At 67.3% G+C, this 19115-nt stretch carries 21 protein-coding genes; 13 read left to right on the top strand and 8 right to left on the bottom strand.

The window, feature by feature from the left end; genetic code table 11:
* The first annotated feature begins 18 nt into the window (after positions 1-18).
* The 4 genes from U5805_RS08655 (at position 19) to U5805_RS08640 (ending at position 3280) form a co-directional block, all read left to right on the top strand.
* The gene (locus tag U5805_RS08655) at positions 19-456 is read left to right on the top strand and encodes a carboxymuconolactone decarboxylase family protein (RefSeq protein WP_322103053.1); all 438 of its coding nucleotides are present in this window, start codon (positions 19-21) and stop codon (positions 454-456) included.
* A gap of 248 nt (positions 457-704) precedes the next feature.
* Positions 705-1385: a DJ-1/PfpI family protein gene (locus U5805_RS08650; protein WP_322103052.1), complete on the top strand. Its 681-nt coding sequence runs from the start codon at positions 705-707 to the stop codon at positions 1383-1385.
* Positions 1386-1536: 151 nt separating this feature from the next.
* Positions 1537-1866 (top strand): DUF4148 domain-containing protein, encoded by a 330-nt coding sequence (locus U5805_RS08645; RefSeq protein ID WP_322103051.1) that lies wholly within the window; start codon positions 1537-1539, stop codon positions 1864-1866.
* A 361-nt stretch (positions 1867-2227) separates the two neighbouring features.
* On the top strand, positions 2228-3280 hold the full coding sequence (locus U5805_RS08640; RefSeq protein ID WP_322103050.1) for an Ldh family oxidoreductase: 1053 nt from the start codon (positions 2228-2230) through the stop codon (positions 3278-3280).
* A gap of 74 nt (positions 3281-3354) precedes the next feature.
* Here the strand turns inward: U5805_RS08640 and U5805_RS08635 are convergent, their stop codons facing one another.
* A complete protein-coding gene (locus tag U5805_RS08635; protein ID WP_322103049.1) occupies positions 3355-4527 on the bottom strand; it encodes a 4-hydroxybenzoate 3-monooxygenase in 1173 nt (390 codons plus the stop codon).
* Between the two features lie 216 nt (positions 4528-4743).
* On the opposite strand from U5805_RS08635, the gene treF reads away from it, so the two are divergent.
* The 6 genes from treF to U5805_RS08605 all read left to right on the top strand — a co-directional run bounded on the left by treF (position 4744) and on the right by U5805_RS08605 (position 11201).
* Entirely contained in the window at positions 4744-6576 is a 1833-nt protein-coding gene (gene treF, locus U5805_RS08630) for an alpha,alpha-trehalase TreF (RefSeq protein ID WP_322103048.1), read from the top strand.
* Positions 6577-6963: 387 nt separating this feature from the next.
* Positions 6964-7638, top strand: coding sequence for an HAD family hydrolase (locus U5805_RS08625; protein ID WP_322103047.1), 675 nt, complete (start codon positions 6964-6966; stop codon positions 7636-7638).
* A gap of 16 nt (positions 7639-7654) precedes the next feature.
* The gene (locus U5805_RS08620; protein WP_322103046.1) at positions 7655-7795 is read left to right on the top strand and encodes a hypothetical protein; all 141 of its coding nucleotides are present in this window, start codon (positions 7655-7657) and stop codon (positions 7793-7795) included.
* 14 nt (positions 7796-7809) lie between these two features.
* Positions 7810-7953 carry a hypothetical protein gene (locus U5805_RS08615; protein WP_322103045.1) on the top strand — a complete coding sequence of 48 codons (144 nt, stop codon included), beginning with the start codon at positions 7810-7812 and terminating at the stop codon, positions 7951-7953.
* A gap of 210 nt (positions 7954-8163) precedes the next feature.
* Positions 8164-9123: a glycosyltransferase family 2 protein gene (locus U5805_RS08610; RefSeq protein ID WP_322103044.1), complete on the top strand. Its 960-nt coding sequence runs from the start codon at positions 8164-8166 to the stop codon at positions 9121-9123.
* A gap of 134 nt (positions 9124-9257) precedes the next feature.
* Positions 9258-11201, top strand: a complete 1944-nt coding sequence (locus U5805_RS08605) for a PAS domain S-box protein (RefSeq protein ID WP_415914561.1) — start codon at positions 9258-9260, stop codon at positions 11199-11201.
* Positions 11202-11213: 12 nt separating this feature from the next.
* On the opposite strand, the gene U5805_RS08600 is transcribed toward U5805_RS08605, so the two are convergent.
* Both U5805_RS08600 and U5805_RS08595 read right to left on the bottom strand, forming a co-directional pair.
* Positions 11214-12047: a class II glutamine amidotransferase gene (locus U5805_RS08600; protein WP_322103042.1), complete on the bottom strand. Its 834-nt coding sequence runs from the start codon at positions 12045-12047 to the stop codon at positions 11214-11216.
* Positions 12048-12061: 14 nt separating this feature from the next.
* Positions 12062-12763, bottom strand: a complete 702-nt coding sequence (locus U5805_RS08595; protein WP_322103041.1) for a MarC family protein — start codon at positions 12761-12763, stop codon at positions 12062-12064.
* A 257-nt stretch (positions 12764-13020) separates the two neighbouring features.
* Between U5805_RS08595 and U5805_RS08590 the strand changes: the two genes are divergently transcribed.
* Both U5805_RS08590 and U5805_RS08585 read left to right on the top strand, forming a co-directional pair.
* Complete coding sequence (locus U5805_RS08590; protein ID WP_322103040.1) at positions 13021-13236, top strand: DUF3311 domain-containing protein; 216 nt, start codon at positions 13021-13023, stop codon at positions 13234-13236.
* Positions 13233-14708, top strand: coding sequence for a sodium:solute symporter (locus U5805_RS08585; protein ID WP_322103039.1), 1476 nt, complete (start codon positions 13233-13235; stop codon positions 14706-14708). The genes U5805_RS08590 and U5805_RS08585 overlap by 4 nt, the downstream gene beginning before the upstream one ends.
* A gap of 77 nt (positions 14709-14785) precedes the next feature.
* On the opposite strand, the gene U5805_RS08580 is transcribed toward U5805_RS08585, so the two are convergent.
* Together U5805_RS08580 and U5805_RS08575 are read right to left on the bottom strand one after the other, a co-directional pair.
* Positions 14786-15403 (bottom strand): glutathione S-transferase family protein, encoded by a 618-nt coding sequence (locus tag U5805_RS08580; RefSeq protein ID WP_322103038.1) that lies wholly within the window; start codon positions 15401-15403, stop codon positions 14786-14788.
* A 52-nt stretch (positions 15404-15455) separates the two neighbouring features.
* The gene (locus U5805_RS08575; protein WP_322103037.1) at positions 15456-15818 is read right to left on the bottom strand and encodes a hypothetical protein; all 363 of its coding nucleotides are present in this window, start codon (positions 15816-15818) and stop codon (positions 15456-15458) included.
* Positions 15819-15901: 83 nt separating this feature from the next.
* On the opposite strand from U5805_RS08575, the gene U5805_RS08570 reads away from it, so the two are divergent.
* The gene (locus U5805_RS08570; protein WP_322103036.1) at positions 15902-16348 is read left to right on the top strand and encodes a MarR family transcriptional regulator; all 447 of its coding nucleotides are present in this window, start codon (positions 15902-15904) and stop codon (positions 16346-16348) included.
* A 3-nt stretch (positions 16349-16351) separates the two neighbouring features.
* On the opposite strand, the gene cobM is transcribed toward U5805_RS08570, so the two are convergent.
* From cobM to cbiE, 3 genes are read right to left on the bottom strand one after another with little or no spacing between them, the layout of a single operon-like run.
* Positions 16352-17083 (bottom strand): precorrin-4 C(11)-methyltransferase, encoded by a 732-nt coding sequence (gene cobM, locus U5805_RS08565; protein ID WP_322103035.1) that lies wholly within the window; start codon positions 17081-17083, stop codon positions 16352-16354.
* Positions 17080-17826: a cobalt-precorrin-6A reductase gene (locus U5805_RS08560; RefSeq protein WP_322103034.1), complete on the bottom strand. Its 747-nt coding sequence runs from the start codon at positions 17824-17826 to the stop codon at positions 17080-17082. The genes cobM and U5805_RS08560 overlap by 4 nt, the downstream gene beginning before the upstream one ends.
* Positions 17823-19046, bottom strand: a complete 1224-nt coding sequence (cbiE, locus tag U5805_RS08555) for a precorrin-6y C5,15-methyltransferase (decarboxylating) subunit CbiE (RefSeq protein WP_322103033.1) — start codon at positions 19044-19046, stop codon at positions 17823-17825. Before cbiE ends, U5805_RS08560 begins: the two co-directional genes overlap by 4 nt.
* Positions 19047-19115: the final 69 nt, after the last annotated feature.

The following is a 19115-nucleotide window of genomic DNA, read 5'->3' as shown; positions in this document are numbered from 1 at the left end:
GAGGATAAGGTGAACGTCATGGAACAACGTCTGGACTTCTACAAGGTCTCGCCCGAAGGCACCCGGGCGATGATCGCGCTCGAGGAGCGCGTGAGCAAAAGCTCGATCGAAAAGCCGCTGGCCGAACTGGTGCGCCTGCGCGCCTCGCAGATCAACGGCTGCGCGTTCTGCGTGGACATGCACACGACCGACGCGCGCAAGGGCGGCGAAACCGATCGCCGGCTGGCCACGGTTTCGGTGTGGCGCGAAACGCCGTTCTTCACGGAGCGCGAACGCGCGGCGCTCGAATGGACCGAGTCGGTCACGCTGCTCGCGCAAACGCACGTGCCCGACGACGTTTGGGAACGCGTGAAGCCGCATTTCAGCGAGCAGGAAATCGCCGATCTCACGATGCTCGTCATCGCGATCAACGGCTGGAACCGCATTGCCGTGACGTTCCGCAAGCTGCCGGCCTAAAGCGGGCGCGGCCCACGTTTCGCCCGCGCATTACGCGCGTCTCTCGGGGCGTTTCGAAGGCCCGCGCCTGTGCGCCGCCGTGCGGGGCGCTGGCAGTTTTTGCGCCGCTTTTGGCACGATGGCAGCGCCGCCCGCCGCTACAGTGAATCCCGTTCGACCGGCGCAACGCCGGCCGCGTTGTGTTCTCTCATCGGGTGCCCGCATCGGGTTCCCGTCGCGTCGTTCATGCCACTTTTCGGGGATTCATCATGGCGCTGCAAATCGGCTTTCTCGTCTTTCCCGGTGTTCAGCAACTCGATCTCACCGGCCCCTACGACGTGCTCGCGTCGATGCCGGACACGCGCGCGCGGCTCGTCTGGAAAACGCGCGACACCGTGCAATCGAGCAACGGATTCACGTTCTCGCCCGACACCACGTTCGACGATTGCCCGCCGCTCGACGTGATCTGCGTGCCGGGCGGCAGCGGCGTCGGCAAGCTGATTCCGGACGACGAAACGCTCGGCTTCCTGCGCCGCCAGGCGCAAACGGCGCGCTACGTCACCTCCGTTTGCACGGGCGCGCTCGTGCTCGGCGCCGCCGGTTTGCTGCGCGGCAAGCGCGCGACCACGCACTGGGCGTTCCACGAACTGCTCGCCCCGCTCGGCGCGATTCCCGTGAAGGAGCGCGTGGTGCGCGACGGCAACGTGTTGACGGGCGGCGGCATCACGGCCGGAATCGACTTCGCGCTGACGCTCGCGGCCGAATTGATCGGCACGCAAGCGGCCCAGGCGCTTCAGCTCGAACTCGAATATGCGCCCGCGCCGCCGTTCGATGCGGGCGACCCGGCCACGGCGCCGCGCGCGATCGTCGAAAGGTTGCGTGCGCAAACGGCGGCTTCGCTCGCGGAGCGCGCCAGGATCGTCGCTATCGCGGCGGCGCGGCTTCAATGAAGGTTTGCGCGGAGCGTTCGCTTGCCGACGCCGCGCGCGGGAATCGTGAGAAATCGTATACATTCGAGGTCGGGCGTCACTCGCCCACCCAGGTACTACTAGAAATGCAGCCCTGAACCAGTCGTTCAAACCAATCAATTTAGGGGTATTCATGCGTTCCACGATCACCAGGCTGACTCTCGCCGCGGCCAGCGCCGCTTTCCTGCTCGGCACCGCCGCGCCGTCGTTTGCCCAGACCGACGCCAGCGCGCCGGCCGCCGCTGACACCGCCGCATCGCAGCCGCTCACCAAAGCGCAAAAGAGAGCGCAAACCAGGGCGCAGCACAAAGCCGACCGCAAGGCCGCGCGTGCGAAGAACCGCGCCGAACTGAAGAAGCTCGAAGACAACGGCTATCAGCCTTCGCAGAACGACCCGAACTATCCGCAGAATCTGCAAAACGCGCAGAAGAAGGCGAACGCCGCCGGCGGCGCGAGCCAGTAAGCGCAGGGCGTGGCGCGTGCGCGCCGCGCACGTAGCGCACGTAACGCGTCACATATCGTCTGCCCTATCCCGCGTTCGGCGTGCGTTCCGCCGCGCCGAACGCTTCTCGCTTTCCGCTCCGCTTTCTCGCCCCGCTTTTCCGCTCCATCTGCGCCGCCCGAATGCCTCGCTCTTTCACGCGCTCGCCTGGCGTGGCCGCGCGCGAAGCTTGGTCCGACGAATGGCAGTACCATCGCCCAGGCGGGCAGGCCACCGCGTTCGCGACCGGCCCGATCCGTCGCCGAAGCCCGCTCGCGCAATTCACGTCCCGCGCGCCGCCGCCCGCGCAGCGCGCAAGAACGCAGGTGAACAGGAGCCGCTGATGCAAGTGTCAATCGACGAAGCGCGCCGTTTCGCCACGGCCACGCTCACGAAAATCTCGGTGCCCGAGGACATCGCCGCCGACGTCGCCGACCACCTGATCGAGTCCGATCGCGTGGGCTACGCGAGCCACGGCTTGTCGATCCTGCCGAACTACCGGCGCGTGCTGGCCGAGGGCTTCGTCGTCGCCGACGCCCGCGCGGAACTCGCCGTCGATCGCGGCAGCCTGATCGCTTTCGACGGCCGCAGCGGCTTCGGCCAGCACGTCGGCAAGGTGGTCGTCGAACACGCCATCGCGCGCGCCCGCGAGCACGGCCAATGCATCGTTACGCTGCGCAACAGCCATCATCTCGGGCGCATGGGCCATTACGGCGAAATGGTGGCGGCGCACGGCTACGTGCTGCTCGCGTTCACGAACGTCACCAACCGCCCGCCGATGGTCGCGCCGTTCGGCGGGCGGGAGCCGCGCCTCACGACCAACCCGCTCTGTTTCGCGGGACCGCTGCCGGGCGGGCGTCCGCCGTTCGTCGTCGATATCGCCACCAGCGCCATCGCCGTGAACAAGGCGCGCGTGCTCGCGGAAAACGGCCTCGAAGCGCCGGAGCATTCGCTGATCGACGCGAACGGCGATCCGAGCACCGATCCGAACGTGCTGTTCGCCGACCCGCCCGGCGCCCTGCTGCCGTTCGGCGCGCACAAGGGCTACGCGCTCGGGCTCGTGGCGGAACTGCTCGCGGGCGTGCTCTCGGGCGGCGGCACGATCCACGCCCAAAACCCGGCCAACGGCGTAGCCACCAACAACATGTTCGCGCTCGTGCTCGATCCGCAGGTGGATTTCAACGCGACGTGGCGCTCGCTGGAAGTCGAGACGTTTCTGCAATACCTGCTCGGCTGCCCGCCGCAGGACCCGCATCATCCGGTGCAGTATCCCGGCCAGTACGAAGCGGAAAACCGCGCGCGCCACGAACACACGATCGACCTGCCCGACTCCGTGAAAAAGCCGTTCGCCGATCTCGCGAGCGAGCTGAACGTGGCGCCGCTCGCGGCCGCATGAGCCGCTGAGCGCATAAAAAACCGCGCGAGTCGCAACGACCGCGCGGTTTTTTATCGGCGGCAGAAACAGGCGTTTTACACGGCCACGGCGCCCACGTAGTTTTCGGCCATCGCCGTGGCGGCCGCGCGCGACGTGGTCACGTGCTCCAGTTCCGCGACTTGCAGGCGCTGCTCGAACGGCGAGGCGTCGTCGAGGCGATGCATCATGCGCGTCATCCAGTACGAGAAATGCTCGGCGCGCCAGATGCGGCGCAGCGCCGTTTCGCTGTACGCGTCGAGCAGGTCGGTGCGATTTTCCTGATAGAACGCGACCAGCGCGGCCGTGAGAATGCGCACGTCCGAAACGGCGAGATTGAGACCTTTCGCGCCCGTGGGCGGCACGATATGCGCGGCGTCGCCGGCCAGAAAGAGGCGGCCGTGCTGCATTGTCGTCGAAACGAAGCTGCGCATGCCGACAATATTCTTCTGGAAGATCCTGCCTTCGACCACCTGATGCCCGTCGTGCGAATCCACGCGCGCGTGCAGCTCGGCCCAGATGCGGTCGTCGGACCAGTTGTCCACGTTGTCCTTCGGATCGCACTGGAAATACATGCGCTGCACGTCCGGCGAACGCGTGCTGACGAGCGCAAAACCGCGTTCGTGGCGCGCGTAGATCAATTCGTCCGATGAAGGCGGCGCTTCCACCAGAATGCCGAACCAGCCGAACGGAAACACGCGCTCGTAGTCTTCGCGCAGCGCGGCCGGAACGGCGGCGCGCGAGACGCCTTGCGAGCCGTCGCAACCGATCACGTAGTCGCAATGCAGTTCGTGCCGCTCGCCTTCGTGCTCGAAACGAATGGAAGGCGCGCTCGTTTCGATGCCGTGCAGCGAGGTGTTCGAGACGTTGAAGAACAGCTTGCCGCCGGCCGCCACGCGCGCGGCCACGAGATCCTTGAGCACTTCGTGCTGCGCGTAGACGGTGATGGCCTTGCCCGTGAGACCCGTGAGATCGATGCGGCGGCGCTTGCCTTCGAACGCGAGTTCGAAGCCGTGATGCAGCGCGCCCTCGGCCTGCATGCGCGCGCCCACGCCCGCTTCGCTGAGCGTGTCCATGGTGCCTTGTTCGAGCACGCCGGCGCGTATCGTCGATTCGATTTGCGCGCGGCTGCGCATTTCGAGCACGACCGAGTCGATGCCGCGCAAATGCAGAAGATGGGAAAGAAGCAGGCCCGCGGGCCCGGCGCCGATGATGCCAACCTGAGTGCGCATGCGATGTCTCCTATGCGGCGTTGCTTGTAGAAATTGATTTTTCGCAAGTGTCGCCGCGCGGCCCGTTATCGCGCAACGCGATATCGAGAATATGAACTATGCCGATTTCGAATAGCGGCGCGCGGGCCGCAACGGTCATTGCGCAAACCTCTGCGGAATAGAAATTGCTGCTGTGCAGCGTTTCGCCGTCCCGCTCACCGACCACCGAAAACGCTCATGCACGTATCGCCGCCTGGTTTCTCCGCTCGCTCCCGCACCCGTTCCACCGTAATTGCCGCCGCGCTCGCGCTGTGCTTCGCGCTGCCCGCCGCCGGCGCGCTCGCCCAAGCCGCGCCGCCCGCGCCCACGGCGAGCAGCCCGACTGTCAACGCGCAACCCACGCACGATGTGCAGGCGAGCGCGCCGCAGCCCGACCAGTTGCCGAAAGCGCCGATCCAGCCGCCCACGCCCGCCGATCTCTACGGCCGCCTGTATCACGACGTCGAACTCGCGCAAGTCTTTCCCGACAGCAAGACCTTCGCCGACATGCTGCCGACCGAGCGCCCGGCCCGGATCACCGCCGCTTACGACCGCTGGCGCCAGCAGCATGTGGGCGTGCGCGACGCCGCCGCGCACAAGGCCGCGCTCGCCGGATTCGTGAACCAGTACTTCAAGGCGCCGCCCACCGCCGACGACCACTACGTGTCCGATCCGAACCAGGACGTCGTGAGCCACATCGACACGCTCTGGAACGTGCTCACGCGCCAGCCCGACGCCACGCCCGACGCGCAAACCTACTCGTCGCTGCTGCCGCTGCCGCATGCGTACGTCGTGCCGGGCGGCCGCTTCAACGAGATTTATTACTGGGATTCGTACTTCATCATGCTCGGCCTGGAAGCGAGCAACCGCCACGAACTCGCGCTCGACGAACTGAACAATTTCGCCACGCTGATCGACCGTTACGGCCACATCGCCAACGGCAACCGCACCTATTACCTGAGCCGCTCGCAGCCGCCGTTCTTCGCGCAGATGGTGAGTCTCGTCGCGGAAAAGGACGGCGACGACGTGTATCTGCATTACCTGCCGGAACTGCGCAAGGAATACGACTACTGGATGGCGGGCGCGGACACGCTCGCGCCCGGCCACGCCGCGCGCCACGTCGTGCGCCTGCCCGACGGCACGCTGCTCAACCGCTACTGGGACGCGCGCAACCGTCCGCGCGACGAGTCGTATCGCGAGGACATTCTCACCGCGCGAGCGACGCCGCAGCGCGACGCCTCGGACCTCTGGCGCAATCTGCGCGCGGGCGCGGAAACCGGCTGGGACTATAGCTCGCGCTGGCTCGCCGACGGCCGCACGCTTTCCACCATCGACGTGACCTCGCTCGCGCCCGTCGACCTCAATTCGCTGATGGCAACGCTCGAAAGCACGCTCGCGAAGGCGTACGGCATCAAGGGCGACGCGCGCGAGGCCGCGCTCATGACCAAGCGCGCGCAGCAACGCACCGAAGCGATCGACCGCGTGCTGTGGGACCCGCAGCAGCATGCGTTCGGCGATTACGACTTCGTGCATCACACGCTCACGCACCGGCTCACGGCGGCGACGCTGTATCCGCTCTATGCGGGCGTGGCCACGCGCCAGCAGGCGAAAGACGTGGCCGGCGCGGTGCGCGCGGGCCTGCTGCGCCCCGGCGGTCTGGCCACCACGCAGGTCGCGACCGGCCAGCAATGGGACGAGCCGAACGGCTGGGCGCCGCTGCAATACATCGCGGTGGCGGGCCTGCGCCGCTACGGTCAGGACGATCTCGCGCAGGCAATCGCCACGCGCTGGATCGCCACCAATCTCGCGTATTACCAGCGCACGCACAAGCTCGTCGAGAAGTACGACGTGAGCGCGGCAGCCACGCAGGCTTCGTCGGCGGGCGGCGGCGAATATCCGTTGCAGGACGGCTTCGGCTGGACCAACGGCGTGCTGCGCGTGCTGTTGCAGATGTATCCGCAAGCCGCCGCGGCGGGCACGCAGGCATCGGCGGCGCAGGTGCCGGCGAGAGCGGCGGCAAGCGCGCCTTGAGGTCAGGCTTCGGCTCGCGCAGCGGCGGCAGGTGAGCGGTGCGCGGGGGACGTGCGGGCGATATGCGAGCGCTGCGCGGGCAACGTGTGAGCGGTGCGCGGGCGGCGTGCGAGCGATATGCGAGCGGCGTGCGAGCGATATGCGAGCGGTGCACGGGCAACGTGTGAGCGGTGCGCGGACGGCGTACGAGCGACGCGCGGGCGACACGCGAACGCCACGTAAGCGGCCGCGTGGACGACTCTCGAGCGGCGCGTGAACGTCGCGTGAATACCGCGCGAACGACTCCTAAGCGACACGTGAGCCGCGCGCGATGGAAGCCGGGCGTACACTTTTCGAAGCGCCGCCGCCACGCCCGGAAGCCCTCGCCAACTTGCACGGAGAACGCCCATGCGCCAGCAGACCGCCTTTCTGTTCGACCTCGACGGCACGCTCGTCGACAGCGTTTATCAGCACGTTCTCGCGTGGAAAGACGCGCTCGACGCGGAGGGCATCGAGCTTTCGGTCTGGCGGATTCACCGGCGCATCGGCATGAGCGGCGGCTTGTTCATGAATCAGCTACTGCGCGAAACCGGTACGTCGATCTCGCCCGAGCGCATCGCACGCCTTCAGCAAGGCCATGCCGCCGCGTACAAGCGTCATGCGGCGCAGGTGCGTCCGCTGCCCGGCGCGCGCGCGCTGCTCGACGCGCTCACGGCCGCTCAGGTGCCGTGGGCAATCGCGACGAGCGGGCGCATCGAAACGGCGGCCGTGAATCTCGAAGCGCTGGGCGTCGATCCGGCGGCCACCACCGTCGTCACGCGCGACCAGGTGCGTCACGCCAAGCCCGATCCCGACCTTTTCATCGCGGCGGCGGAGCGCCTGAACGTGCCGATCGAGCGCTGCCTCGTGGTCGGCGACGCGGTGTGGGACATGCTCGCCTCGCAGCGCTGCCGCGCGCTGGGCATCGGCTTGCAGTCAGGCGGCTACGGCACCGAGGAACTGGAGCGCGCGGGCGCGTTGCGCGTGTACGAAGATCCCGGCGATCTGCTCGCGCATCTCGACGAGGTGTGCGCGCGCGATTGACGTCGACCGAAGCCGATTGAGTCGATTGAAGCCGATTGAGTCGATTGCGCCGATTGCGCCGATTGAGCCGATTGAGCCGATTGAGCCGATTGAGCCGATTGAGCCGATTGCGCCGATTGCGCCGATTGCGCCGTTTGAGTCGATCGAGGCCGATTGAGCCGATTGAGCTGATTGAGTCGATTGAGGCCAATCGAGCCGATCGAGCCGGCGCCGTGCGAGCCGCCCGAAGGCAACCCGCGCAGCGCGATGGACGCGGCGGCGGCGCAAAACGCCGCGAACATGCTGCCACCGTTCCAGTCGTTCGCCGTCGATTGAAACCGATCGGCCTCGCGATCGACATCGCTCCGGCGTCGCTCGGCGCCGCTTTTCGCACGCGCAAACGCCAATCGCCCGCGCGGCGCGAAAATTGCTCAGTCACGGTGACGCGTGCTGCGTCACGAACGGCATCGGCGTATGCTGAATGCTTGGCACTGCGGTTCCGATCTTTCATCGGCCTCTCAATCCACGGCCTCGCGGCCCGCTGCGATGAACGCCTCCGACCATGCTTCCGGTTCCGAATCCGCGACTCGCGTGACGGTGATCGTGCTCACGCGCAATCATGTACGCCAAACCGTCGATACCGTGGCGCGGCTCACGGCGCTGCCCGAGCGCCCCGACGTGATCGTCGCCGACAACGGCTCGACCGATTCCACCGTCGGCCTCCTCGCCTCGCTGTTTCCGCAAGTGCGAATCGTTCAGGCGTTGCGCGATCGCGGGCTGGCCGGCTTCAACCGCGCCGTGAACCTTTCGCGCACGGAATACGTGGCCTGCTGCGACGACGGCACCTGGTTCGCGCCCGGCGCGCTCGCGCGCGCGGTGGCGCTGCTCGACGCGCATGGCGAAGTCGCCGTGCTCAACGCGCGCGTGGTCGGCGACGACGAACGCGAAATCCACCCGGCCTGCCTCATGCTCGCCGCCACCTCGCCCGACGCCGACAACGACGCCGGCCCCGCGCTCGCGAGCTACATGGCGGGCGCGTGCATCGTGCGCGCGAGCGTGTTCCGCGCGCTCGGCGGCTACGACGAACGGCTCTCGCAAGGCGGCGCCGAAGCGCTCGCGGCGCTCGACGTGCTGACGGCCGGGCACCGGATCGTCTATTGCGAGCAGGCGCTCGCGCATCGCGAGCCGCTGTGCCGCTGGTTCACGCGCGCGCAGCAATGCGCGCTCGCGCGCAACTCGGCGTGGGTCGCATGGATGCGCCTGCCCGCGCGCGACGCGCTGGCCGCCACAGGCCGCGCGCTGGCCGTGTTCGCGCGCCAGCGTTCGCTCGGGCCCGCGGGCCTTGCGTTGCTGCGCGGCGCGTTCTGGACGCTGCGCCGCCGCCGCGTGGTGCCGCCGCATGTCGCGCTGCTCACGCGCCAGGTGCGCCGCGCGGAGCGCCACGTGCGCGCCGGCATTCCCGCGATGGCGGAAAAGTCGGACCGCTCGGGGCAACGCGCGTGGTAAGCTGCGGCGCCCCCTGTGCGGAAAACGCATAGGATCGAACCAGACCGACAGCACGCGGGCATGCACACGAGAGCCCCAACCACCCGAGGACCATGACGACGCCCGATTCCGGCATCGCCTTGCACGGCAGCCCTATGCAACCGGACACTACCCCTGTCCCCGAAGGCCACAGCGGGCGCCGCTTCGAAGCGCTCGTCGAACCGATCGAGGACTACGCGATCTTCCTGCTCGACACGAAAGGCTTCGTCGCGAGCTGGAATCGCGGGGCGGCGCGCATCAAAGGCTATGCGGCGCACGAAATCATCGGCCAGCATTTTTCACGTTTCTATACCGACGAAGCCAACGGCCGCCGCTGGCCCGAGCACGAACTCGAACAGGCCGCGCTGCACGGCCGTTTCATGGACGAAGGCTGGCGCGTGCGCAAGGACGGCTCGATGTTCTGGGCCAACGTCGTCATCACGGCGCTGCGCGAGCACGACGGCAGCCTCAGCGGTTTCGCCAAGGTCACGCGCGACCTCACCGAGGAACGGCGCCAGGTCGAGGCGCTGCGGCTTTCCGAGGAGCGCTTCCGCCTGCTCGTGGAAAGCGTGAGCGACTATGCGATCTTCATGCTCGACCCGCAAGGCTGCGTGGTGAGCTGGAACACGGGCGCGACAAATCTCAACGGATACCGCCCGGCGGAAATCGTCGGCCAGCATTTTTCGGTGTTCTTTCCGCCCGAGGACATTGCCGCCGGCATTCCCGAGCGCGAACTGCGCCTTGCGCGCGAGCGCGGCCGTTTCGTGACCGAAGGCTGGCGCGTGCGCAAGGACGGCTCGATGTTCTGGGGCAGCGTCACGCTCACCGCCGTGCGCGACCACAGCGGCCATCTCACCGGTTTCGCGAAGGTCACGCGCGACATGACCGAAAGCCGCCGCACCGACGAGCTGGAGCATTCGAGCGAGCAGATGAAGCAGTTTCTCGCGATGCTCGCGCACGAGTTGCGCAACCCGCTCGCGCCCGTGCGCAACGCCGTGGCCACGATGCGGCTGATGGAAAGCCCGAGCCCGGAAATCGAGCGCGCACGCGACATGATCGACCGGCAGATCACGCATCTCACGCGGCTTGTCGACGATCTGCTCGACGTGGGCCGCATCACTTCGGGCAGGATCGAATTGCGCGAAGCGCCGCTGAACGTGAGCGAAGTGATCGCGCATGCCATCGACGCCGCGCAGCCGTTCACCGCCGCGCGCAGCCAGCGCGTGGAAGTGCGCATGGCCGACGCGCCGCTCACCTTGACGGGCGATCACACGCGTCTCGTGCAAGTGTTGCAGAACCTGCTGCACAACGCCTCGAAGTTTTCGCCGGACGCGAGCCGTATCGTCGTGGACGTGCAGCAGACTCCGCGCGCGCTGCAAATCCAGATCAGCGACGAAGGGCGCGGCCTGCGCGCGGGCACCGCGGAATCGATCTTCGGCCTCTTCAGCCAGGACCGCTCGATGCCGGGGCCGGCCGAAAACGGTCTCGGCATCGGCCTCATGCTGTGCCGCTCGCTCGTGGAACTGCACGGCGGCACGATTTCGGCAAAAAGCGAAGGCCCCGGCAAGGGCAGCACGTTTTCGATCCGCCTGCCGTACGCGCGCGCGGCCACGCACCCGGCGCACGCCGCCCTGCCGACCGACAGCGACGCCGAACTCGCCGCGCTCGCCGAACAGGGCGTGCCCGCGCTGCGCGTGCTGATCGTCGACGACAACCGCGATTCCGCCGACAGCCTCGCGATGCTGCTCGAACTCAAGGGCCACGACGTGCGCGCGGTCTACAGCGCCGCGCAGGCGCGCGAGATCGTGAGCGCGTTCACGCCCGACGCCGCGCTCATCGACATCGCCATGCCCGAGATCGACGGCTACGCGGCGCTGCGCGAACTACGCGCGGTGCCGCTGCTCGCCAACACGCTGTTCGCCGCCATGACCGGTTTCGGCCAGGCCGCCGACGTTGAGCAAACGCGCGCGGCGGGCTTCGAGAAACACCTCATCAAGCCCGTGGACGTGGAGTTGTTCGACGAAGTGCTCGCGCTCGCCGCCGCGCGGCGGCAACGTTAGGCGCGGCGCGCTTCAGGGCGCGACGGGCGCGAACGGCCGGTATTCGATCTGCGCGCCGCGCACCACGATGGCCGTCGACTCGGGCACCTCGGCCCACGCGTCGGGCAAATCGACGATCGGCTCGGAAACGATCAGATACGCGTCCTCGCCCACGGCCGCAATGCGTGGGTCGTCGGGATACAAATCGTGCAAATGCCGGAACGACGTGCTGTGATACAGCGAGCGCGAGTTGCGTTCGCTCGAATAGCGCACGGCCACGAGTTGCTCGCCGTCGCTCGCGCACACCGTCATGTTGAGCGCCGGCTCGATGCCGTGTTTTTGCGCGACCGATTCGACGAAACCCGCCATGCGTTCGAGCCCCTTCACGGGATCGGCTTCGAGCCCGAACGTCATCGCCAGATAGAACATTGCTTCGGAGTCCGTAGAGCCTTCGAGCGCGTTGAAACGCCCGGGGTCGATCGCCACCAGCAGTTCGCGCCGCATGAGGGGAAAGCTCTGGATCAGCCCGTTGTGCGCGAACATCCAGCGCCGGTGCCGAAACGGATGGCAATTGGTTTCCTGCACGGGCGTGTGCGTGGCCGCGCGCACGTGCGCGATAAACATGGGCGCGGAAACGGCGCGCGCCAGCTCGCGCAGGTTGCGGTCGTTCCATGCGGGGTGAACGCTGCGAAAGCGGTACGGAATGTCGTGCGGATGCTGATACCAGCCCAGCCCGAAGCCGTCGCCGTTCGTGGTGGTCGCGCCTTGAGTCGAATGCAGGCTCTGGTCGATCAGCGAATGGCGCGCGCGAAACAGCACGGTTTCGAGCGGCACGGCGTTGCCCGTATAGGCGAGCCAGCGGCACATGATGAACTCCTCCGTTATTGCGCGGCGTTGCGCAGATCGGCGATAGGCGTGAGGAAACCGGTCAGGCCGGTCAGAATGATCTGCACGCCGATGCACAGCAGCAAAAACGACGAAATGCGCATCGCCACGCGCGTGCCTTCCACGCCCAGATAATTCGCGAGGCGCGCCGCGCGGCTATAGACGTAGTAGATCACCACCATCACGAGCGCCGAAATGACGATCGACGCGAAGCTCGACAGAAGCCACGCCGAAAGCTTGTGCGTGCGGTTCGCATTGAGCGCGATGGCCGTGGCGATCGAGCCGGGGCCGGTGGTGAGCGGAATCGTCAGCGGAAAGAACGCGTTGCCGGACGGCGAACTCACGCGCGTGGGATTGCCCTCGGTATCGACGATGGCGGTTTCGTCCATGGCCGGGCGCGGCTCCGGCTCGGGCGCATTGAGCATTTGCCAGCCGCTCACGGCCACCGCGAGGCCGCCGCCGATACGCAGCGCTTCCATCGAAATGCCGAAGAAATGCAGCACGGGCGTGCCGACGAAAAACGCCGCGAGCAGCACGAAAAACGCGTTGATGGCCACGCTCTTGGCGAGCAGGCGCCGCTGTTCGTCGTTGAGCGTGGTGGTGCGGTCGAGAAAAACAAAGGCAATGCCAATGGGATTGATGATGCTGATGAGTCCGGTAAACCCGAACAGGATGTCTGAAATGAGGCTTTCGATCATGGAGACGTTCCGGTGTGGCCCGCGCGAAAATCGGCTGCGTGAAGTGTAACTGGAACGGCTCGCGCCATGAGCGCACGGCGTCTTTCCGACGCCGCCCGCAATGTGGCCGGACGGCCGCTCCATGCGGCGTCGCACCATGCCTTTCCGCCGCCCTCGGTAATTTTGGCGTCTTTACGGGGCGCGTTCGCAAGCATAGAGTAGGTTGCCTCGCACCCAGGCGCGACGTTTCTTTTCTTCCATACGAAAGAGGAGTTGCCATGTCACTGAGGTTGCTCGCCGCCCTGCCCTTCATCGGCATTCTGCTGGGCGTGCCGTTCGTCAATCGCACGGAACCGCTCGTATTCGGCATGCCGCTCGTGCTGGCGTGGATCGTCGCGTGGGTCGTGCTGACCGCCGTCATCATGGGGCTCGTCTACAAGCTCGATCCGGTCAACCGCCTGCCGCTCGAACCGGCCGACGAGGTGCGATCATGAGCGCGCTCGTCATCATCGTCGCGATCACGGTGGTCGCGCTCTGGCTCGGCATGCGCGCGCGGCGCGGCCACGACATGAACCTCGAACAGTGGTCGGTGGGCGGGCGCAGCTTCGGCACGGCGTTCGTGTTCCTGCTGATGGCGGGCGAAATCTACACCACGTTCACCTTCCTCGGCGGCAGCGGCTTCGCCTACGGCAAGGGTGCGCCCACTTACTACATTCTCTGCTACGGCACGCTCGCCTATGTGTTGTCGTACTGGATGCTGCCGCCCGTGTGGCGCTACGCCAAGCAGCATCGCCTGCTTTCGCAGCCGCATTTTTTCGCGAGCAAGTATCAAAGCCCCGCGCTCGGCGTGCTGGTCGCGTGCGTGGGCGTGCTCGCGCTCGTGCCGTATCTCGTGCTGCAACTCAAGGGCCTCGGCATCATCGTGGCCACCGCGTCGTATGGCGCGGTGTCGTCCACGGCCGCGATCTGGATCGGCGCCGTGGTGGTCACGGCCTACGTGATCGTTTCGGGCGTGCGCGGCTGCGCGTGGAATTCGGTCGTGAAGGACACGATGATCCTCGCCATCGCCGTGTTTCTCGGCATTTATCTGCCGATCCACCATTACGGCGGTCTCGGCGAAATGTTCCGCGCCATCGACGCGGCCAGGCCCGGCTTCCTCACGTTCGCGCCCAAGGGCCAGAGCGTGGCGTGGTTCCAGTCCACCGTGCTGCTCACGGCGCTCGGCTTCTTCATGTGGCCGCATACGTTCGGCTCGATCTACACCGCGAAGAACGAGCGCATTTTCCGCCGCAACGCCGCGATCCTGCCGCTGTATCAGCTCATCCTGCTGTTCGTGTTCTTCTGCGGATTCGCGGCCGTGCTCAAGGTGCCGGGCCTCAAGGGCGGCGACATCGACCTCTCGCTGTTCCGCCTCTCGCTGCAAACCTTCGACCCGTGGTTCGTGGGCGTGATCGGCGCGGCGGGCGTGCTCACGGCGCTCGTGCCGGGTTCGATGATCCTCACCACCGCTTCCACGCTGATCGCCAACGACGTGTATCGCGGCGGCCTCATGAAGAACGCCGACGACGCGCGCGTGGCGCGGCTCGCGCGCTATTTCGTGCCGGTGATCGCGCTCGTGGCCGTGGCGTTCACGCTGCGCGGCGGCGACACCATCGTTGCGTTGCTGCTCATGGGCTACAACTTCGTCACGCAGCTTTTTCCGGCGCTCGTGTGCAGTCTCGCCGCGCGCAACCGGGTGACGAAGCAAGGCGCATTCTGCGGCATTCTCGCGGGCGTGCTCGTGGTCGTCGTCATTACGTTGATGAAGCTGAGCGTGGCGCAACTGCTGCCGTTCGCCCCCGACGCCGTGAAGGACGTGAACATCGGCTTTCTCGCGCTGTTCGTCAACGTGATCGTGCTCGCGGCCGTGAGCGCGGCGACGCAGCCGCGCGCGCATATCGATCACGAGCACGCACGCGCGCATTAGGCACGCCGGCGAATAATTCGGCATCCTGACTAAACCGGCCGGCCGGAGCGCCTCGCGGCGATCCGGCCGATTGTCTTTCACGCCGCCTTCTGCGCCTCGGCAATGCGCTGCGGCGCTTCGGGCCGCGCATAAAGACGCTCCATATAGGCCGTCAAACGCGCAAAGCCGTCGAGCAGATGCAGCTCGTTGGCCCAGTCCATCAGATAAACGGTCACGCAGTCGGCGACGGAAAGCGCGTTGCCGACGATAAACTCGCGCGCTTCGAGATGCTGGTCGAGAATCGACGCCATGGCGACGAAATCCTCGCGCGCCAGTTCTTTTTCGGCGGCCAGGCGTTTTTCCGGCGGATACAGGCCCATGTGCCGCGTCATGCGCCACAACGGCTGCTCCAGTTCCGTGACGGCGAACATCGTCCAGCGATACGCCTGCGCGCGCGCTTCGAGATCCACGGGCAATAGCGCCTTCTCGGGATATTTTTCCGCGAGATACAGCACGATGGCCGCCGACTCGGGAATCACGCGGTCGCCGTCGATCAGCACCGGCACCTTGCCCGCCGGATTGATGCGCAGAAATTCGGGCCGCCGATGCTCGCCTTCGAGCAGATTCACCGACACGTAGTCGAAGTCCGCCGCGACTTCCTTGAGACCCCACAGCGCGCGTTGCGCGCGCGTGCCGGGAAAACCGTACAGTTTCATGAGCGTCTCCCGTTCTCCCGTTCTCCCATTCTCCCATTCTCCCGTTCTCCCGTTACGCGCCGGGAATGGCCAGCACCGGCATGACCTCGACCGCCTCGCCGGGAAACATCGTGAAATGCGGGTGGTTCTCGAACATCTTCGCGGCCGCCTCGTGCGAAGCCGCGCGCACGACCGTAAAGCCCGCCAGCAGATTCGACGTCTGCGTGACGCCCTGCGCGCCGATGGACCGGGTCTTGCCGAGCGGTCCGCCCATCTCGACGATTGCCGCCTTGTGCCGCTCTACCCACGCATGCCACGCCGCAATGCCCGCCTTCTCCTTCGCCTGCCGTTCCGCTTCGGGCTGCGCCATCCATGCCTTCATGCGCGCCGGGTCTTTCGAGCCCAGAAATATCGCGAGAAAAGTCTGATCGCTCATGCTTCCTCCGTACGATTTCGCGGGCAACGGCATGTCGCCCGTCATGCCTTGACACAATAGGTTGATATCAACATAATTGCAACATGGCACGCGAGAAAAAACTGCCCTTCGAAACCACGCTATTGGTGCGCGATTGCTGTTTGTGTTTGCACATGCAGCGCGCGGCGCGCAATCTCGCGCGCATTTTCGACGAGGCGTTGCGCCCGTTCGATCTCACGAACGGCCAGTTTTCCCTGCTGATGTCGCTGAACCGGCCCGAGCCGCCGCCCATGAAAGCCGTGTCGTCGTTGCTGGCGATGGACCGCACAACGCTCACCGCGGCGCTCAAGCCGCTGGAGCGCCGCGGCCTCGTGACGATCGAGCCCGATCCCGAGGACAAGCGCAACCGCCTGCTGCGTCTCACGCCCGCAGGCCATCGTTTGCTCGCGAAGGCGTTTCCGCTCTGGCAGCAAACGCACGAGGCCATTGAAAAGCCGTTTGCCGAGGGCGAAGTCGACGCCTTGCGCGCGCATCTGCGCGCGCTTTCCTGAGCCTTATCGTTTGGACGCGCCGTAGAGCGTCGAATCGGCGAAACCTTCCGCCGCGAGCACGCGCCCCACGAGAATGAGCGCCGTGCGTTCGATGTCGGTGGCCTGCACTTTCGCCGCGATATCGGCGAGCGTGCCCATCACGCGCTCCTCGTCGGGCCAGCTCGCGCGATAAATCACGGCAATCGGACAATCTTCGCCGTAATGCGGCTTCAATTCGTCGACGATACGGCCGATATGCCGCACGCCCAGATGAATCGCCATGGTCGCCTGGTGACGCGCGAGGTCGCCGAGCGACTCGCCCGCGGGCATCGAGGTTTTGGTCGCATAACGCGTGAGAATCAGCGTTTGCGAAATGCCGGGCAGCGTGAGTTCGCTGCCGAGCGCCGCGGCGCACGCGGCGGCGGCCGTCACGCCCGGCACGATTTCATAAGGAATCCCAAGCATGCGCAAACGCCGGATCTGCTCGCCGATCGCACCATAAAGCGAGGGATCGCCGGAATGCACGCGCGCCACGTCCCAACCCCGCCGATGCGCATCCTCCAGCAGCGCCACGATTTCGTCGAGCGTAAGCGGCGCGGTATCCACGACCTTGTGCGCGCGATGGCCTTCGAGCACGGCGGGCGGCACGAGCGAGCCCGCGTAGAGAATCACGGGGCACGCGCGCACGAGGCGCTGCCCTTTCACGGTGATGAGTTCGGGATCGCCCGGCCCCGCGCCGATAAAGAAAACCGTCATGCCTGAATCCTTTCCGTGTTGCCGAAGGCGGCAAGCGCGCGAATCGCGTCTTGCGCCGACTCGAATTCGCGTTGCGCGGGCGGCAGCGGCGGACGCCGCATCATCACCACCGGCAAGCGCTTTTCGCGCGCGACCGCGAGTTTCGCTTGCGTGGCCGCGCCGCCGCTGTTCTTGCTGACGATCACGTCGATACGCCGCGCCTCGAACAACGCGCGCTCGCCTTCCAGCGTGAACGGCCCGCGCGCGTCGATCACGCGCGCGCGGGCGTGTCCCGCATGCGCTTCGAGACAACGAATCGTCCAATGCTGATGCGCGGGCACGTCGTGCGAATGCGCGAGCGGCTCGCGGCCGAGCGTGAACAGCGGCCGCGCGAAGGGCGCGAGCGCCTCCATGACGCCGCGCCAGTCGTCGACCATGCGCCAGTCGTCGCCGGGCTGCGGCTGCCAGGGCGCGCGCCGCAGCGCCCAATAGGGCACTTTCTCGCGCGCGCACGCCTGGGCCGCGTTGGCGCTGATCCGCGCGGCATACGGATGCGTGGCGTCGAACACGAGCGCGATGCGTTGCTCCGCGAGATAACGCGCGAGCCCCGGCGCGCCGCCGAAACCGCCCACGCGCACATTGCACGCGAGATCGGCGGGCACGCGGCCGAGACCCGCGAGCGAATACACATGCGGCGCGGCGAGCGTGCGCGCGATGGCGAGCGCGTCGCCGGTGCCGCCCAGCAGCAGAACGCGCGCCGTCATGGCTTCACGGCTTCGTAGAGCGTGACGGGCAGCGCCTGGCGCCACGTATCGAAGCGCCCGAGCGGTTCCGCCTCGCCGATGCCGATGCGCGTGAGCGTACCGCCGTGCTGCGCGCGCCATGCCACCAGCGCCGCTTCGCTCTGCACCGTGACCGCGTTCGCGACGAGCCGCCCGCCGCGCGCGAGCGCGTCCCAGCACGCTTCGAGCACGCCGGCCGCCGTCACGCCCCCGCCGACGAACACGGCGTCGGGCGCGGCGAGTCCCGCGAGCGCGGCCGGCGCGCGGCCCGCCACGAGCTGCAAGCCGGGCACGCCCAGCGCCGCGCGGTTGTGTTCGATAAAGCGCCGGCGCTCCGCATTGGCCTCGATCGCAATCGCGCGACACGCCGCGTGCGCGCGCATCCATTCGATGCCGATGGAGCCGCTGCCCGCGCCCACGTCCCAGAGCAGCGCGCCCGGCGTGGGCGCGAGGCGCGCGAGAGTGAGCGCGCGCACGTCGCGTTTGGTGAGCTGGCCGTCGTGGCGAAACGCGTCGTCGGGCAGGCCCGGCGTGAGCCTCCACGATTGCGCGGCGGCGGGCGCGTCGCTCGCGCATTCGAACGCGACGAGATTGAGCGCCGCGGCTTCATCGCCATGCCAGGCGTCGGCGCGGCCCTCGACGCGGCGCTCGAGCGCGCCGCCCAGATGCTCGAACACGGTGAGCCGCGTCGCGCCGAAACCGGCTTGCACGAGCAAGGCGGCGAGCGCGGCGGGCGTGTGTCCGTCGGCGGATAAAGCCAGCACGCGCGAGCGCGCGTAAAGATGGCGGCGCAGCGCGTCGAGCGGGCGGCCGACGAGCGAAACGGCCGCGACGTCCTGCAACGCCCAGCCCAAACGCGCCGCCGCGAGCGAAAGCGAAGACGGCGCGCCCAGCACGCGCATCTCGCCCGGCCCGACATGACGCGCGAGCGTCGCGCCCACGCCGAACAGCATCGGGTCGCCGCTCGCCAGCACGCATACGTTCGCGCGCGACGCGCGATGCGCGAGCAGCGCCTCCACGCTGAACGGCTGCGGCCACGCTTCTCGCCGCGCGCGCACGCGCGCGGGCAGCATCGCGAGATGCCGCGCGCCGCCCGTCACGATCGACGCTTCGAAAAGCGCCCGCCGCGCCTCGCGCGCGAGTCCCGCGTAACCATCGTCGCCAATGCCGATCACCGTCAGCCACGCCTGCCTGCCCTGCATTCGTTCTCCGTTCTTGCCGTGCCGCCTCGCGCGCGCAAACCGCCCGGCGGCCGGAGCGCGCATGAAAAC

Source organism: Paraburkholderia sp. J41 (genome assembly GCF_905220235.1).
In the GTDB taxonomy this organism is placed as follows: Bacteria; Pseudomonadota; Gammaproteobacteria; order Burkholderiales; family Burkholderiaceae; genus Paraburkholderia.
The sequence above is the reverse complement of the archived record's forward strand: the minus strand, read 5'-3'. Positions and strand labels throughout refer to the sequence as shown.